The following is a 16,298-nucleotide window of genomic DNA, read 5'->3' as shown; positions in this document are numbered from 1 at the left end:
TGAAACAAGCGCGCCAGAGCCTTTTGCGGGGATCAATCGGCGTGCTGGCGGCAGGTTTTCCTTACACCTATCCCGAAGACGCGAATCCATGGGATTCAGCGCGCAATTTCGTCAGCATTCCTTTACATGCCGTAACGAAACTTTGCCAAATCAGACATAACTGTAGGACGACTGCAAATTGACGATAGGAAGCTTCCTAAGGAAAAAGCCTGCTTAGTTTTTTGTTTTCTATTAAAAAATTTCTATTTAAAAAACAGAACAAAAAGTTCAATTAAATCTTATTTAATTATTTTTTTGCGTTTCAAAAACCAGTGAACTAGGTTTTCAGCGACTTGCCGAGCCGCCTCGACTGGCAAGTTGTTCTTACTCAAAAGTCATCTAGGAGATTCACCATGCAAGCAATGGAAAAAGACCTGGAAACTGAACTGCAACTGGACGATTGGTTTGAAGCACCGACCCATGAAGCCGCCGTTGAAATGATGCAAGCCGACGCGGTAGTTCCGTTCGGCACGGCGATGTGGCCTCTGTAAGTCATCCCGGCAGGCACGGTCCGGCCGGTTGTGCCTGCCACTTTCGCTCGGTTTGTCAGGGAGGACTACATGGATAAGCCACGCGCCATTTCGCATTTCCTTTACTACCTCGAACATCACCCGGCCCTTGCCGGCCTCAATCCGGCGAAGGTCTTGCTGGGCCACACCGCTGATTACGCAGCACTGACCGGCGCCATTGCCGAACAGGCATCCGACAGCCAGCCATTTCGCTTCAGCTCGCTGCGACTGGATCTCGAACCCGCGGATTTACTGGCCCAGGCCATTATCGACAGCGATCTGTACATTTTTTTCTACGACTCCTCCACCCTGCCGAATCCACGCCCCGACGGCCCGGATTTTGTCCGCGCCCTGCAAGGCGTGATGGCCGAGAACTGGAGGAAGTCGCTGCTGTTCAAGGATTACGGTGATTACTTCTACGACACGTTCAGTGTCACCCCGCAGCGCATTGCCGGACTGAACAGCCATTTGATCCAGCGCATGTCCCACGCAACAACATTAAGTTTCAAGGATGACCACGGCTCCTGGTTTGAAACACCATTGAGCAGTATCAAGAAGTGGACTGACATCAATGGTGTCGGCAACTTTGATCTGGCACCCGGTGAAATTGCCACCCACAGCGAAGCCATTAATGGCCGGGTTAAGTTCATGGGTACATTTCTCAGTACTATTCCGTTTGCGCGCAAATATGGAGTATTGGCGTCACCGCTGGAGTTATGGATCGAGAACTCGACCATCGGCAGAATTGCGACTGAAGTGCCGGGACTGGAACACGATTTCAACAAGTACCTGGACGCCAATCCGTCGAATCGGCGGATCGAGGAGCTGGGGATCGGCACCAATGAAGGGATCAAGGCGTTGTATGCGCGCAATGCCGGATTTGAGGAACGCCATTGCGGGTTGCATCTGGGGTTGGGGGGTGGAGCGAAGGGTAGCCATCATTTGGATCTGATCTTCTCCAATGGCGTGTTGGCGCTGGATGATGAGCCGCTGTTTGATGGACGGTTTGTGTTCTAACCCCCCCTGTGGCGAGGGAGCCTGGAGCCGCTGAGCGACTCAGCGGGAGCAAGCTCCCTCGCCACAGGTTACCTGCACTTTGAAGACCGGTTATTGCCAGACCAAAAAAAACGCCAACCCTGAGGTTGGCGTTTTTCATGTATCGCTTACCGCTTACTCAGGCTTGCGACGACCAAAGCCTGGACGCTGGCCGGAACCGGCTGGCGCACCGCGGCGTTTGCCCGATGGTGCATCCTTGTCGACCAGGACGATGCCCGGGCGTTTCTTCGGCGCCGGTTTGGCCGGGCGCTTGGTGTCGGACGGACGATCGGCCACTGGCGTACCGCGACCGGCTGGAGCACCGCGATCACTGCGACCACCGCTTGGCGCACCGCGGCCTTCGCCACGCTCGGTGCGACCGTTGGCCGGACGTGGCGTGCGTGGACCGCGCTCGCCATCGGCACGCGGAGCAACCGGCTTGCGCGACGGACGCTCGCCTTCGATCTGCGGCTCACGTGCAGGACGCGGACCCGCTGCCGGAGCGCCGGTCGCTGGACGCAGTGTACGCACGCGCTCGGTCTTGCCGACCGGACGGGACGATTTACGCTGCATACGTTCGAGCTTGTCTTTGCTCTTGGCGTTCATCTGCGGCATGGCCACTGGGGTCAGGCCCACTTCAGCACTCAGAATGTCGACTTCGTACTGGCTCATTTCGCGCCAGCGGCCCATCGGCAGGTCCGAGTTGAGGAACACCGGACCGAAACGCACGCGTTTCAGGCGGCTGACCACCAGGCCCTGGGATTCCCACAGGCGACGAACCTCACGGTTACGCCCTTCCATTACCACGCAGTGATACCAATGGTTGAAACCTTCGCCACCGGGCGCCTGCTTGATGTCGGTGAACTTGGCCGGGCCGTCTTCGAGGACCACGCCTGCCTTCAGGCGCTCGATCATCTCGTCATCGACTTCGCCACGTACACGTACCGCATATTCACGGTCCATTTCGTAGGACGGGTGCATCAGGCGGTTAGCCAGCTCACCGTCGGTGGTGAACATCAGCAGACCGGTAGTGTTGATGTCCAGGCGACCGATGTTGATCCAGCGGCCTTCTTTCGGACGCGGCATCTTGTCGAACACGGTCGGACGGCCTTCAGGGTCGTCACGGGTGCAGATTTCACCGTCGGGTTTGTTGTACATGATCACGCGGCGTACCGACTCGGCGGCTTCTTCGCGCTTGATCACCTTGCCATCGATGGTGATGGCGTCATGCAGGTCGACGCGCAGGCCAAGGGTGGCGTCTTTGCCGTTGACCTTGATGCGGCCGTGGCTGATCCAGGCTTCTACGTCACGGCGCGAGCCGACGCCGATACGGGCGAGGACTTTTTGCAGTTTTTCGCCTGCTGGGCCGATTTCCTGGTCGTCTTTCTGGTCGTTGATACTCATCTGGGCACCTCCCGGTGTGGTCTGTTCAGGCGGCTCTGAAGTGAGGGTCCTGAAGAGTTGAAAGCTTGTACTCGGGCGAAGGGATCGCCGAAGGGTCGCGAATCATACGCTCATGGGAGCGTTTGCGCATCAGAGACTAGCTGATGAATGGCCAGTTACCTGGATTTCCGCCGACCGGTGGCGCCGAGTTTGATCAAGCGCAACGAAGCTTCAGCGAGGACTGTGCGCTTGTCGGTCTTGTCGAGCTTCTTCCAGGCCTTGATCTCGCGCTTGCTGCGGCCACAGCCGAGGCAGATATCGTCGGTGAATTTGCAGACGCTGATGCAGGGGTCTTTGGTTGAGCTCATCAATCACTCCATTCGACACCAATCCCTGTGGGATTTGGATCAGTCTTCGAACTCGCGGCGTTCGGCTTCGATGGCTTCGGCGAGAGCCTTGGCTTCGGCTTCTTCGTCGCTCAACTCGGGCTCGGGTTTCGCCTGTTCAAGGGCAGCGACAGCCGCCAGGAGTTTCTCGCGCGCCTCGGCGACGCCAAGCACGTCATCCTCAAGCTCTTCTTCAACTGTGGCTTCTGGCTCAACCGGAAGTTCAGCTTCAATCTCCGGTGCCGGCAACTCCAGAACCTCTTCGGTCCCGGTCACCGCGCTATCACGCAGAATGTCATCGAAGTCGGTCTTCAACCCCTCCTCCATGGTGTCCAGTTCCAGCAACAGCGTATGGAAACTGGTTTCTTCCTTGGGCTCCTCCGGCTCAGCGCTGGCATCCGCCAGTTCCTGCAACCCGGCCGGCACCGGCGCGTCGTCGAAATCGAGCACCGGGTCTGGCTCCAGCTCGCGCAGTTCGGCGAGTGGCGGCAAATCGTCAAGATTCTTCAGGTTGAAGTGATCGAGAAAAGCCTTGGTGGTGGCGAACATCGCAGGTTTTCCCGGCACATCCCGGTAACCGACGATGCGAATCCACTCCCGCTCCAGCAACGTCTTGACGATGTGACTGTTGACCGCCACACCGCGCACGTCTTCGATCTCGCCCCGGGTGATCGGCTGGCGATAGGCGATCAGTGCCATGGTTTCGAGCATGGCACGGGAATAACGTTGCGGGCGCTCTTCCCACAAACGTCCTACCCACGGCGAGAACTTTTCGCGGATCTGCAGGCGATAACCGGAGGCGACTTCCTTCAGCTCGAAGGCACGACCGTCGCAGGACTTGGCGAGAATCGTCAGGGCTTTCTTGAAGACTGGCGGCTCGGGGCGCTCGCCCTCTTCGAAGAGTTCGAACAGGCGTTCAAGCGATTGCGGTTTTCCCGAGGCCAACAGAAAGGCTTCAAGCAGTGGCGCCAGCTCGCGGGGTTCAGTCAGGTTCATGATTCAACTCGTTATTCGGCTCGGGCTCGCACGTGGATCGCCGCGAACGGCTCATTCTGCACCAGCTCGACCAAAGATTCCTTGACCAGTTCGAGGATCGCCATAAAGGTCACCACGACACCCAGGCGCCCTTCTTCGGCCGTGAACAGCTCGACAAACGGCACGAAACCGCCGCCCTTGAGCCGTTCCAGCACGTCGCTCATGCGCTCGCGAGTGGACAGCGCCTCGCGGCTGACCTGGTGACTTTCAAACATGTCGCCACGGCGCAGGACCTCGGCCATGGACATCAGCAATTCTTCCAGGCTCACGTCCGGCAACAGCTTGCGCGCCCGGGCTTCCGGGGCATCCAGCTTGGGCACCACCACGTCACGACCAACGCGGCTCAAGCCATCGATACCTTCGGCGGCGGCCTTGAAACGTTCGTACTCCTGCAAACGACGGATCAATTCGGCGCGCGGGTCGTCTTCTTCGTCTTCGATGGTTTCGGCTCGCGGCAACAGCATCCGCGACTTGATCTCGGCCAGCATCGCGGCCATGACCAGGTACTCGGCGGCCAGTTCCAGGCGCACCGACTGCATCAACTCCACATAACCCATGTACTGGCGGGTGATTTCCGCCACCGGAATGTCGAGGATGTTGATGTTCTGTTTGCGGATCAGGTACAGCAGCAGGTCGAGGGGGCCTTCGAAGGCTTCGAGAAAGACCTCGAGTGCATCCGGTGGAATGTACAGGTCCAGCGGCATTTCCATGACCGCCTGGCCATAGACCATGGCGAAGGGCAGCTCTTGCTGGGCACCGGCCTGACTGTCGACAACGGGTTCTACTGCAGACATCTACGCCTCGGCCATGAACGGCGTCGGATCGCCGCAACCCACGCGGATCACTTCCGGCTCGCCGTCGGCGAGGTTGATCACGGTGGACGCCTTGATGCCGCCGAAACCGCCGTCGATGATCAGGTCGACCTGATGCTCGAGCAACTGGCGCATTTCATACGGATCGGTCAGCGGGTCGGTGTCGCCGGGCATGATCAGCGTCACGCTCATCAGCGGCTCGCCGAGTTCTTCCAGCAGCGCCAGGGCAATCGGGTGGCTGGGCACGCGCAGGCCGATGGTGCGTTTTTTCGGGTGCAACAACAGCCGCGGGACTTCGCGGGTGGCATTGAGAATGAAGGTATAGGGCCCTGGCAAATGTGCCTTGAGCAGGCGGAAGGTGCCGGTGTCGATCTTGGCAAACAGCCCCAGTTGCGACAGGTCGCTGCAAATCAGTGCGAAGTTGTGCTTCTCATCCAGTTGACGCAACCGGCGAACGCGCTCCACGGCATTCTTGTCGCCGATCTGGCAACCAATGGCGTAGGACGAGTCAGTGGGATAAATCACCACCCCGCCGTTGCGGATGATCTCGACAGCCTGTTTGATCAGGCGCGCTTGCGGGTTTTCCGGATGAATCTGGAAAAATTGACTCACATTCTCTACCTGTTCAGACGGCGGCAATAATTGGGTCATGTTTGAATCGACACCACAGTGGTGGCAGATCCTCCGGGAGCGGGCGGTATTCACCGATCTCGGACCAGCCTCCAGGGCCATGAAAATCACTGCCGGCGCTGACCAGCAGACCGAACTCACGAGCAAGAATCGCCAGACTGCCCACCTGCTCCGCGGGCTGATGGCCATTGACCACTTCGATCGCATGGCCGCCTGCTTGAATATAGTCGGCAATCAGGCGGCGGCGCTTGCTGCGAGTGAAATCGTAGTGCCACGGGTGCGCCAGGCTCACCCAGGCTTTGGCCGCACGCAGGGTTTCGACCGTCTCTTCCAGGGTCGGCCAGTGTTGCTTGACGTCCCCCAGCTTGCCGGCGCCCAGCCATTTGCGGAACGCTTCGGCGCGATCCTTGACGAAACCTTCGCGCACCATCCAGTCGGCGAAGTGCGGACGGGCCGGCGCGTTACCGCTGTCGCCCAGTTCCTGCTGGATCGCCCGGGCGCCTTCCAGCGCACCCGGCATACCCTTCAATGCCAGCTTGCGGCTTATTTCTTCGGACCGTAGCCAACGGCCATCGTGCAATTTGGCGATGGCTTCGACCAACGGCGGTGCATTCACATCAAATCCGTAACCCAACACATGAATGGTCGCGCCACCCCAGGTGCAGGATAATTCGACGCCGTTGACCAGTTGCATCCCCAGCGCCGTCGCCGCGTTGCGGGCCTCGTCGAGGCCTTCGAGGGTGTCGTGATCGGTCAAGGCCAGGACTCGCACGCCTTTTTCGTACGCACGCGCCACCAGGACAGCAGGCGCGAGAGCGCCATCGGAGGCGGTGCTATGGCAGTGCAAATCGACATTCACGGGGATGTGTTACCTCAAATCAGCTGACGCTATCGCGCGCCCATATGTTTGTTATTATGCCGCCACATCCTGCTTCTGGCTGCCACTGTGAAACAATTCATCGATTTCATCCCGCTCCTGCTGTTTTTCATTGTTTTCAAGATCGACCCACGGGTCGTTGACATTGGCGGTCATCAACTGACTGTCGGAGGCATCTACAGCGCCACCGCGATGCTGATCATCAGCTCCCTGGTCGTCTACGGCACACTCTTCATCAAGCAGCGCAAGCTGGAAAAGAGCCAGTGGCTGACCCTCATCGCCTGCCTGGTCTTCGGCAGCCTGACCCTGGCGTTCCACAGCGAAACCTTCCTGAAATGGAAAGCGCCGGTGGTCAACTGGCTGTTTGCGCTGGCGTTCATCGGCAGCCACTTCATCGGTGACCAGTTGCTGATCAAACGCATCATGGGCCACGCGCTGACCCTGCCGGACCTGGTCTGGACGCGCCTGAACATCGCCTGGATCGCGTTCTTCCTGTTTTGCGGTGCCGCCAACCTGTTCGTCGCGTTCACGTTCCAGGACTACTGGGTCGACTTCAAGGTCTTCGGCAGCCTGGGCATGACGTTGCTGTTCCTGGTCGCCCAGGGTATTTACCTGTCCCGCCACCTGCACGACGCCGATACCACCACGCCAAAAACCGAGGACTGACATGCTTTACGCAATCATTGCCACAGACGTCGCCAACTCCCTGGAAGCCCGCCTGGCCGCACGGCCTGCACACCTTGAGCGCCTGCAAGTGCTCAAGGGCGAAGGTCGTATCGTATTGGCCGGCCCGCATCCGGCGGTCGACAGCAATGATCCGGGCGCTGCGGGTTTCACCGGCAGCCTGATTGTCGCCGAATTCGATTCCCTGAGCGCCGCCCAGGCCTGGGCCGACGCCGATCCGTACATCGCCGCAGGCGTCTACGCCAACGTTTCGGTCAAGCCGTTCAAGCAAGTCCTGCCGTAAATTCCTCCCGCGCGATGAACCTTGTCGGTTCATCGCGCTCTCAATCGCTCATTATTCTCGTTTGCCTGCCGACAACCTGCCCAATAATCGATTGGAATCAGGAGCTCCGATGCGCAAAGGTCCGTTGTGTCTGATGTTGGTCACGTTGTCGATCGTGGCACCTGCCCACGGTGAAGAAAGCGCAACGCCGCTGTCCTTGAGCGCCGGCAGCCAGATCACCGAGTTGCAGCAGCGCTTGAAGGTGAGCGAACAGCAACGAGAAGAACTGAGCAAACAACTGCAAAATGCCGATGCCGAACGCGAAAGCGCTCAACTGAGCCGGTTGCGCCAGGAGAACCAGCGTCTGAAGCTGCAACTCAAGGAGGCCCAGGCCAGCAGTCCGCTGCCGCGTTTTCTCACAGACCAGCAGCAATGGTTCGTGATCGGCGCGGGAGTAGCGCTATTGGCCCTGCTCTGCGGTATCTTCGCCAGTGGTGCAAGTCGAAAACGTCGACAATGGCTAAATTGAGTGAGTCATGAGCGAGCTGTTATTAATTGATGATGATCAGGAGCTGTGCGAGCTGCTGGTCAGTTGGCTGAGCCAGGAAGGCTTCCAGGTCCGTGCGTGCCACGACGGCCAGAGCGCCCGTCGCGCGCTGGCCGAAACCTCCCCGGCCGCCGTGGTGCTGGACGTCATGCTGCCGGACGGCAGCGGTCTGGAATTGCTCAAGCAATTGCGCAGCGATCACCCGGATTTGCCGGTGCTGATGCTATCGGCCCGCGGCGAGCCGCTGGATCGCATCCTCGGCCTGGAACTGGGCGCCGACGATTACCTGGCCAAGCCGTGCGACCCGCGAGAGCTGACCGCCCGCCTGCGCGCAGTATTGCGCCGCAGTCATCCGACGGCGGTGTCCAGCCAGCTCGAACTGGGCGATCTGTGTTTCAGCCCGGTGCGCGGCGTGGTCAGCATCGATGAACAGGAATTCACCCTCACGGTGTCCGAAAGCCGTCTGCTCGAAGCCTTGCTCAAGCAACCCGGCGAGCCGCTGGACAAACAGGAACTGGCGCAAATCGCCCTCGGCCGCAAACTGACCCTGTACGACCGCAGCCTGGACATGCACGTCAGCAACCTGCGCAAAAAGATCGGCCCCCACCCCGACGGCCGCCCGCGTATCGTCGCCCTGCGCAGCCGTGGTTATTACTACAGTCTGTAAACCGGACAACAGCAACCTGTGGCGAGGGAGCTTGCTCCCGCTGGGCTGCGAAGCGGCCTCAAAAGAAGGCCTGCTGCGCAGTCCAGCGGGAGCAAGCTCCCTCGCCACAGGCCACTGCCAGCTAAATTTGTCAGGTCGGCGAGAAATCGTCTTTACCCAAGCTTTACGCTCCGCTGACCGCCGCTGACCTTGATCTCCGTAATCTGAACTCATCCGGAACGTACCGGGAACGAGACAAGGAGATTCACCATGCGCAAGACTCTTATCGCTCTGATGTTCGCCGCCGCCCTGCCGACCGTTGCCATGGCCATGCCTGAAGGTGCCGGCCCGATGGGTGGTCCGATGGACGGCTCGCGCCACGGCGGCCAGATGCACGGCATGCACGGCAAAGGCCCGTACAGCCAACTGGACCTGAGCCGCGAACAGCGCGAGCAGATCCGCAAGATCATGGGCGAGCAGATGCACGAGCGTAAGCAAGTGGTCGACAAGTACCTGGAAAAACTCTCGCCAGCCGACCAGAAAGCCATGAAGGACGAGATGGCCGCCAACCACAAGAAAGCCGAGGCCGATGTGCGCGCCCTGCTGAAACCGGATCAACAGAAGCAATTCGACGAGATCCAGAAAAAACAGGCCGAGCGCCGCGCCGAATGGGCCGAGTTCAAGGCGTGGAAAGCGCAACAACCGCAAAAAGCGCAATAATGCGCTAACCCTGGACCCAACGGCTGAACCCCGTTGGGTCTGCCCCCTCAATTCAATGTAGAAGCGAGCCTCTGTGGCTCTCTCCCACATGGGATTGTGTTTGTTCGAGGACTTTCTGTGCGTTCATTGTTCTGGCGTATCCTGGCCAGCTTCTGGCTGGCTATCGCTCTGGTGGCAGGGCTTTCCATTCTGCTCGGGCACATGCTCAACCAGGATGCGTGGATTCTCAGCCGCCACCCGGGCCTGAACACTCTGGCCGAGCAGTGGACGCAAACCTACGAAGCACAAGGCGAAGAAGCCGCCCAAGACATTCTGGAACAGCGCAAACGCCAGTATCACATCGACGTTCAGGTGCTTAACGAGAGCGGTGATCCAGTCGTTCGCGGCACCTTCCCTCGTCGCGCGGCGGCCTTCGAAGCGCGACAGAACAACGATGACCGGCGCCTGCCCTGGCGCCGTCTGACCGATGAATACACCAGCGCCAAAACCGGCGATACCTACCTGCTGATCTACCGCATTCCGCACCCCGAGCTGGACGCATGGCACCGCGAAAGCCTGCTCTGGCCACTGAGTGCGCTGGGTATCGCGCTGGTGGTGCTGACCCTGTTCAGCCTGTTCGTGACCCTGTCCATCACCCGCCCGCTTAGCCGCCTGCGGGGCGCGGTGCATGATCTGGGGCAAACCACGTACCAGCAAAACAGCCTGGTGAAACTGGCCAACCGTCGCGACGAGTTCGGCGTGCTGGCCAACGACTTCAACCGCATGGGCGCACGCCTGCAAAGCCTGATCAGCAGTCAGCGGCAACTGCTGCGTGATGTGTCCCACGAATTGCGTTCGCCCCTCGCCCGGCTGCGCATTGCACTGGCACTGGCGGAACGGGCCAGCCCCGAGGAGCGCGAAAAACTCTCGCCGCGCCTGACCCGCGAGTGCGACCGGCTCGAAGCGCTGATCAGTGAGATTCTGGTGCTGGCGCGGGTCGATGCCGATAACGCCAGTGCTGAAGATGTCGATCTGAATGCGCTGCTCAATACGCTGCAAAAGGATGCGCAATTGGGTTCGCCGGAACAGACCGTTCGCCTCGACGCCGAACCGCAATTGAACCTCAAAGGCTGGCCGACGATGATCGAGCGCGCCGTGGACAACCTGCTACGCAACGCTCAGCGCTTCAACCCGGTGGGGCGACCGATCGAGATGCAGGCGGTGCGGCAAGGTGAGCGGATTGTAGTGAGTGTGCGCGACCACGGGCCCGGCGTGGATGCCGAGCATTTGAGCCAGTTGGGTGAGCCGTTTTATCGAGCTCCGGGGCAGACGGCGGCAGGGCACGGTCTGGGGTTGGCCATTGCGCGCCGAGCGGCGGAGCGGCATGGCGGAAGTCTGGTGCTGGCCAATCATCCGGATGGCGGATTCATCGCCAGCCTGGAATTGCCGTTGGTGCCGGGAATCATCGTCCAACCCTGATCCCCTGTGGGAGTAAGCCCACTCCCACATTTGATCGGTGGTGTCAGGCCTTGCCGGGCCAGGCGCTGACGAACTCGGTGAGGTCTGCTTTTTCCGCAACGCGCGGTTCTTTCTGCGGCGTGCCCAGGTAAAGAAACGCAATCACCTCTTCCCCTTCCGCCAATCCCAACCCTTGGGCCACATGCGCCGAATACGCCAGATCACCGGTGCGCCACACCGCGCCAATCCCTTGCGCATACGCCGCCAGCAAAATCCCGTGCGCTGCGCAGCCAGCCGCCAGCAGTTGCTCGGACTTCGGGTATTTGACGTGATCCTGCACCCGCGCGATCACCACGATCACCAGCGGTGCGCGCAGCGGGCCGTTGCGCGCCTTGTCCAGCGCAGCTTCGGACACATCGCCGTCCTGCAGTTTTGCAGCTTCGGCCAGCAACTCGCCCATCTGCTCACGCGCTGCGCCTTCGACTGTCAGGAAGCGCCAAGGCTGCAAATGGCCGTGGTCAGGTGCACGCATCGCGGCACCAAACAGCACTTCGCGCTGCTCGGCGCTGGGGGCCGGGTCGACCAGTCGTGGAACGGAAACACGGTTGAGCAAAGCGTCGAGAGCCTGCATCGGCCACCTCCTGAAAAAAATGTCTGGCTATTCTAGCTGCAAGTGCCTCGGGGATGCCGGTTTACATGCCCTGCCCCACGGGTAGAATGGCGCCCTTCCTACTTTCAGCCCGAGCGGACTTCATGGCGTTGCCGACCTTACGTCTCATTGGTTTCATCATCGGCCTCTTCCTGATCACGCTGGCGATCGCCATGGTCGTGCCCATGGCCACCCTGGTGATTTTCGAGCGCACCGGCGACCTGCCGTCGTTCCTCTGGGCCAGCATGATCACCTTTGTCGCCGGCCTCGCGCTGGTCATTCCCGGTCGTCCCGAGCACGTGCACCTGCGTCCGCGAGACATGTACCTGCTGACCGTCAGCAGCTGGCTGGTGGTGTGCATCTTCGCCGCACTGCCGTTCCTGTTGACCCAGCACATCAGCTACACCGACTCGTTCTTCGAAAGCATGTCCGGCATTACCGCCACCGGGTCAACGGTGCTCAATCATCTGGATGACATGTCCCCCGGCATCCTGATGTGGCGCTCATTGCTGCACTGGATCGGTGGCATCGGCTTCATCGGCATGGCGGTCGCGATTCTGCCATTGCTGCGCATTGGTGGCATGCGCCTGTTTCAGACCGAGTCGTCGGACCGCTCCGAAAAAGTCATGCCCCGTTCGCACATGGTGGCGCGGTTGATCGTAGCGGCCTACGTCGGCATCACCATTTTCGGCAGCCTGGCGTTCTGGTGGGCGGGAATGAGCCCGTTCGACGCGATCAACCACGCGATGTCGGCAATTTCCACCGGCGGTTTCTCCACCTCCGACCAGTCCCTGGCCAAGTGGACGCAACCGGCGGTGCACTGGGTGGCGGTCGTCATCATGATTCTCGGCAGTCTGCCGTTCACGCTGTACGTGGCCACCTTGCGCGGTAACCGCCGGGCCCTCATCAAGGATCAGCAGGTTCAAGGCTTGCTCGGCATGTTACTGGTGACGTGGCTGGTGCTCGGCACCTGGTACTGGTGGACCACCCAGCTGCATTGGCTGGACGCGCTGCGGCATGTGGCGCTGAACGTTACATCGGTGGTGACGACGACAGGATTTGCATTAGGGGACTACAGCCTCTGGGGCAATTTCTCGCTGATGCTGTTCTTCTATCTGGGGTTTGTCGGCGGTTGCTCGGGATCGACTGCGGGCGGGATCAAGATCTTCCGCTTCCAGGTTGCCTACATACTGCTCAAGGCCAACCTTAACCAGCTGATTCACCCCCGCGCGGTGATCAAGCAGAAGTACAACGGCCACCGGCTCGACGAAGAGATCGTGCGTTCGATCCTGACGTTCTCGTTCTTCTTCGCCATCACCATCTGCGTGATCGCCTTGCTGCTGTCGCTGCTCGGCGTCGACTGGATGACCGCCCTGACCGGCGCGGCCAGTACCGTGTCGGGCGTCGGGCCGGGTCTCGGCGAGACCATCGGCCCGGCGGGCAACTTCGCCACGCTGCCGGATGCCGCCAAATGGATTCTCTCGTTCGGCATGCTGCTCGGCCGACTCGAGATCATCACGGTGTTCGTTCTGTGTATTCCGGCGTTCTGGCGTCACTGACCCGATTCGGCGCTTCCATCAGCCGCACCCGGTACTCGCCGGGCGTGGCGTCGAACCAGCGTCGGAAGGCGCGGAAGAAGTTGCTCGGATCGGCGAACCCCAACAGGTAGGCAATTTCCAGCAGGGTCATGGTGGGCTGCGCGAGGTATTGCTCGGCCAGTTCGCGCCGGGTGTCATCGAGCAACGTCTGAAAACTCGTGCCCTCTTCCTGCAAGCGCCGCTGTAACGTCCGTTGTGACAGGTGCAGCGTTTGCGCCACGGTATCGCGCTTGGGTTCGCCCTGGGGCAGCAAGCGGCACAACACCTGCCGCGCCTTGTGGGTCACGCGGCTTTCGGAAAACCGCGCCAGGTATTCGCCGGCAAAGCGGTCATGCAGCAGCGCCATGGCCTCGTTGGCGGTCGGCAACGGTGCTTCCATGTCGGCGCGTTCGAAGATCAGCGCGTCATAGGGCGCGTTGAACACCAACGGCGCATGGAAGGCTTGTTTATAAGGTTCAAGATCGGCGGGCTGTTCGCCCTGCACCAGCACCTTGCGCGGTTGCAGGGTGCGCCCGGTCAGCCAGCCGCACAATGCGAGCGCGCAGGCCAGCGAGGCTTCGGCACTTTGTCGGGTCGGTGGCAGGTGGTCGCCGTGGACCGTCAGAATCAGCGCATAACCCTCGTCCAGCAGACGGAAACTCAGGTCGGCACTTTCGGCGATGATCCGCTGATAACGCACCAGCCGTTGAAAGCCTTCGGCCAGGGTCTGACTGGACATCAAGGCATAACCGGCCACATGGAAGGAGGCCGGTCGTACCACCTTGCCCATGTTCAGGCCGATCGCCGGGTTGCCGGACAGCTCGACGGCGCGCTGCCACAGTCGTGTCATGGAATCTTGCGGGAAGCGTGCATCCGGATCGTCCAGTGACGCGTAGTCGAGCCCCAGCTGTTTGAACAGAACCCGGCAATCCAGGCCGTCCATTTCCAGTGCTTTGACAATCCCCATCGCCCAGCTTGCAGAAGTCGTTCTTTCGCTCATGGCGTTTACTTACATGGTGAGCCGCATGCTACGGCCAATTTCCGAAGGATACTAAAGTGGCGCCCATTGTCACTGGCTGATGCCAATGATCACTCTAGACTCAAATAAGCTACCCGCAGAACAACTTGCAATCAGAACAATAACCACAGAGATCGCAGTCGTGGAAAACTTCAAACGTTTCAATAGCTTCGCCGAGTTTTACCCGTATTACCTGAGTGAACACAGCAACAGTACCTGCCGACGATTGCACTTCATCGGCACGACACTGGTTATTTTCATTCTGGCCCTGACCATCGGCAAAGGCGCCTGGCTGTTGTTGCTGGCCGTTCCGCTGGCCGGCTACAGCTTCGCCTGGGTCGGGCATTTCTTCTTTGAAAAGAACCGTCCTGCGACTTTTCAACATCCGCTTTACAGCCTGCTTGGCGACTTCGTCATGTACCGCGACATGATTCTGGGCCGCGTGCCGTTCTAGGCCCGATTGGCCAGCAATGCGTCCTGCGCAGTCAGTGTGCTGATGGTCACAGGTCCTACACTGGAAAAATCCCTTTCGACAAGAACAAGAGGATAGCCGATGAATGCCAATGCCCGTTTCACCCACATGCAGGACGGTACGCAGGAGGACTGGGCGATCATCGCCGCCGACTTCAGTGCCTATGCGAGACAATTGCCGACACGGATTGTGGCGCACCTGAAACTGCTTGAGGGTGATTTTGGCGGCTTCCCGGTGGATCGTCTGACCCATTCGCTGCAAACCGCCAGCCGTGCCTGGCGCGATGGCCGCGACGAAGAGTACGTGGTGTGCGCCCTGCTTCACGACATCGGCGACACCTTGGGCTCCTACAACCATCCAGACATCGCAGCGGCGATCCTCAAGCCCTTCGTCAGCGCCGAGAATCTGTGGATGGTGGAGAAACACGGGATCTTCCAGGGCTACTACTTCTTCCATCACTTGGGCATGGATCGACATCTGCGCGAGCAGTTCAGCGGACATCCGCAGTATCAGGCGACCATCGAATTCTGCGCGAAGTACGATGCGGCGGCGTTTGATCCGGATTACGACACGCTGCCGCTGAGTTTCTTCGAGCCGATGATGGAGCGGTTGTTTGCCCAGCCCAAACATTCAATTTACAAGGCGGCGATGGAAGAGCATATGCCGGCCTAAGATCAAAGATCGCAGCCTTCGGCAGCTCCTACAGAGGGCCACATTTCCATGTTGGAGCTGCCGAAGGCTGCGATGTTTTGATTTTTTACGCGGGCTCCGCGGCCTTGCTAGTCTTCAATTCTGCCTCCCGCGCCTGGGCATCCGCCAACCGGAACAACTCGATCGAACCATCCCAATGCTCGATCAGCGCCGTGCACGATTCCACCCAGTCCCCGCAATTGAGGTAGTCCACTTCGCCGACCTTGCGGATTTCGGCATGGTGAATGTGCCCGCACACCACCCCGTGCAATTCGCGTTTGACGCATTCGTGGGCGATGGCTTCTTCGAAGTCGCTGATGAAGCTGACGGCGGTTTTCACCTTGTGCTTGAGGTACGCCGACAGCGACCAGTAACCGTAGCCATAACGCGCACGCCAGTGGTTGAGCCAACGGTTGAGGGTCAGGGTGAATTCGTAGGCCGAGTCGCCGAGAAAGGCCAGCCAGCGGTGATAACGGGTGATCACGTCAAACTGGTCACCATGGATCACCAGCAAATGACGGCCATCGGCAGTCACGTGCACCGCTTCATCCACCAATTGAATGTTGCCCAGAATCAGCTTCGAGTAACGGCGCAGGAATTCGTCGTGGTTGCCGGTGACGTAGATCACCTCGGTGCCGCGCTTGCTCATGGTCAACAGGCGACGGATCACGTTGGTGTGCGCTTGCGGCCAGTACATGCCACTGCGCAGTTTCCAGCCATCGATAATGTCGCCGACCAGGTAGATCTTGTCCGCGTGGTAGCCCTTGAGAAACTGCGACAAGTGCTCGGCCTGGCAATCCCGGGTGCCCAGGTGCACATCGGAAATCCATAAGGTCCGCACACGTTGCTTACGACTGGGTTTGGCGAGCTCGGCGCTGGTCATGGGCAAC

20 protein-coding genes are annotated in these 16,298 nt (G+C 59.9%); 11 read left to right on the top strand and 9 right to left on the bottom strand.

The window, feature by feature from the left end; translation table 11 throughout:
- Positions 1-392 precede the first annotated feature (392 nt).
- Both B723_RS33455 and B723_RS13600 read left to right on the top strand, forming a co-directional pair.
- Entirely contained in the window at positions 393-530 is a 138-nt protein-coding gene (locus B723_RS33455; protein ID WP_017337145.1) for a hypothetical protein, read from the top strand.
- 69 nt (positions 531-599) lie between these two features.
- On the top strand, positions 600-1,565 hold the full coding sequence (locus tag B723_RS13600) for a hypothetical protein (RefSeq protein WP_017337144.1): 966 nt from the start codon (positions 600-602) through the stop codon (positions 1,563-1,565).
- A gap of 153 nt (positions 1,566-1,718) precedes the next feature.
- Here B723_RS13600 and rluB read toward each other — a convergent pair whose 3' ends face one another.
- From rluB to B723_RS13570, 6 genes are all read right to left on the bottom strand, one after another.
- Positions 1,719-2,987 carry a 23S rRNA pseudouridine(2605) synthase RluB gene (rluB, locus tag B723_RS13595; RefSeq protein WP_017337143.1) on the bottom strand — a complete coding sequence of 423 codons (1,269 nt, stop codon included), beginning with the start codon at positions 2,985-2,987 and terminating at the stop codon, positions 1,719-1,721.
- Positions 2,988-3,142: 155 nt separating this feature from the next.
- Complete coding sequence (locus B723_RS13590) at positions 3,143-3,334, bottom strand: DUF1289 domain-containing protein (RefSeq protein ID WP_017337142.1); 192 nt, start codon at positions 3,332-3,334, stop codon at positions 3,143-3,145.
- A 39-nt stretch (positions 3,335-3,373) separates the two neighbouring features.
- Positions 3,374-4,348, bottom strand: a complete 975-nt coding sequence (gene scpB, locus B723_RS13585) for an SMC-Scp complex subunit ScpB (protein WP_017337141.1) — start codon at positions 4,346-4,348, stop codon at positions 3,374-3,376.
- 11 nt (positions 4,349-4,359) lie between these two features.
- Complete coding sequence (locus tag B723_RS13580) at positions 4,360-5,181, bottom strand: segregation and condensation protein A (protein ID WP_017337140.1); 822 nt, start codon at positions 5,179-5,181, stop codon at positions 4,360-4,362.
- Positions 5,182-5,811 (bottom strand): L-threonylcarbamoyladenylate synthase, encoded by a 630-nt coding sequence (locus tag B723_RS13575; protein WP_031318536.1) that lies wholly within the window; start codon positions 5,809-5,811, stop codon positions 5,182-5,184. It lies immediately after the preceding gene.
- 13 nt (positions 5,812-5,824) lie between these two features.
- Positions 5,825-6,688: a PHP domain-containing protein gene (locus B723_RS13570; RefSeq protein WP_017337138.1), complete on the bottom strand. Its 864-nt coding sequence runs from the start codon at positions 6,686-6,688 to the stop codon at positions 5,825-5,827.
- A gap of 87 nt (positions 6,689-6,775) precedes the next feature.
- On the opposite strand from B723_RS13570, the gene B723_RS13565 reads away from it, so the two are divergent.
- The 6 genes from B723_RS13565 to B723_RS13540 all read left to right on the top strand — a co-directional run bounded on the left by B723_RS13565 (position 6,776) and on the right by B723_RS13540 (position 11,023).
- Positions 6,776-7,372 (top strand): septation protein A, encoded by a 597-nt coding sequence (locus B723_RS13565; protein WP_017337137.1) that lies wholly within the window; start codon positions 6,776-6,778, stop codon positions 7,370-7,372.
- Position 7,373: 1 nt separating this feature from the next.
- Entirely contained in the window at positions 7,374-7,673 is a 300-nt protein-coding gene (locus B723_RS13560; RefSeq protein ID WP_008156126.1) for a YciI family protein, read from the top strand.
- 109 nt (positions 7,674-7,782) lie between these two features.
- Entirely contained in the window at positions 7,783-8,181 is a 399-nt protein-coding gene (locus tag B723_RS13555; RefSeq protein ID WP_017337136.1) for a translation initiation factor 2, read from the top strand.
- Between the two features lie 7 nt (positions 8,182-8,188).
- Positions 8,189-8,866, top strand: coding sequence for a response regulator transcription factor (locus B723_RS13550; protein WP_017337135.1), 678 nt, complete (start codon positions 8,189-8,191; stop codon positions 8,864-8,866).
- A 249-nt stretch (positions 8,867-9,115) separates the two neighbouring features.
- Complete coding sequence (locus B723_RS13545; RefSeq protein WP_017337134.1) at positions 9,116-9,565, top strand: LTXXQ domain-containing protein; 450 nt, start codon at positions 9,116-9,118, stop codon at positions 9,563-9,565.
- Between the two features lie 117 nt (positions 9,566-9,682).
- Positions 9,683-11,023, top strand: coding sequence for a sensor histidine kinase (locus tag B723_RS13540; protein WP_017337133.1), 1,341 nt, complete (start codon positions 9,683-9,685; stop codon positions 11,021-11,023).
- A 43-nt stretch (positions 11,024-11,066) separates the two neighbouring features.
- Here B723_RS13540 and B723_RS13535 read toward each other — a convergent pair whose 3' ends face one another.
- Positions 11,067-11,633: an NAD(P)H nitroreductase gene (locus tag B723_RS13535; RefSeq protein WP_017337132.1), complete on the bottom strand. Its 567-nt coding sequence runs from the start codon at positions 11,631-11,633 to the stop codon at positions 11,067-11,069.
- A 122-nt stretch (positions 11,634-11,755) separates the two neighbouring features.
- On the opposite strand from B723_RS13535, the gene B723_RS13530 reads away from it, so the two are divergent.
- On the top strand, positions 11,756-13,210 hold the full coding sequence (locus B723_RS13530; protein ID WP_017337131.1) for a TrkH family potassium uptake protein: 1,455 nt from the start codon (positions 11,756-11,758) through the stop codon (positions 13,208-13,210).
- Here B723_RS13530 and B723_RS13525 read toward each other — a convergent pair.
- The gene (locus B723_RS13525; RefSeq protein ID WP_017337130.1) at positions 13,167-14,228 is read right to left on the bottom strand and encodes an AraC family transcriptional regulator; all 1,062 of its coding nucleotides are present in this window, start codon (positions 14,226-14,228) and stop codon (positions 13,167-13,169) included. The genes B723_RS13530 and B723_RS13525 overlap by 44 nt on opposite strands.
- A gap of 160 nt (positions 14,229-14,388) precedes the next feature.
- On the opposite strand from B723_RS13525, the gene B723_RS13520 reads away from it, so the two are divergent.
- Positions 14,389-14,700 (top strand): DUF962 domain-containing protein, encoded by a 312-nt coding sequence (locus B723_RS13520; protein ID WP_017337129.1) that lies wholly within the window; start codon positions 14,389-14,391, stop codon positions 14,698-14,700.
- Between the two features lie 99 nt (positions 14,701-14,799).
- Entirely contained in the window at positions 14,800-15,390 is a 591-nt protein-coding gene (locus B723_RS13515) for an HD domain-containing protein (RefSeq protein ID WP_017337128.1), read from the top strand.
- A gap of 85 nt (positions 15,391-15,475) precedes the next feature.
- Here B723_RS13515 and B723_RS13510 read toward each other — a convergent pair whose 3' ends face one another.
- Positions 15,476-16,291, bottom strand: coding sequence for a UDP-2,3-diacylglucosamine diphosphatase (locus B723_RS13510; RefSeq protein WP_017337127.1), 816 nt, complete (start codon positions 16,289-16,291; stop codon positions 15,476-15,478).
- Positions 16,292-16,298 lie beyond the last annotated feature (7 nt).

This window comes from Pseudomonas fluorescens NCIMB 11764 (assembly GCF_000293885.2).
Taxonomy (GTDB): Bacteria; Pseudomonadota; Gammaproteobacteria; order Pseudomonadales; family Pseudomonadaceae; genus Aquipseudomonas; species Aquipseudomonas fluorescens_B.
Note: the sequence above shows the minus strand (reverse complement) of the source record. Positions and strands in the feature narration are given on the sequence as shown.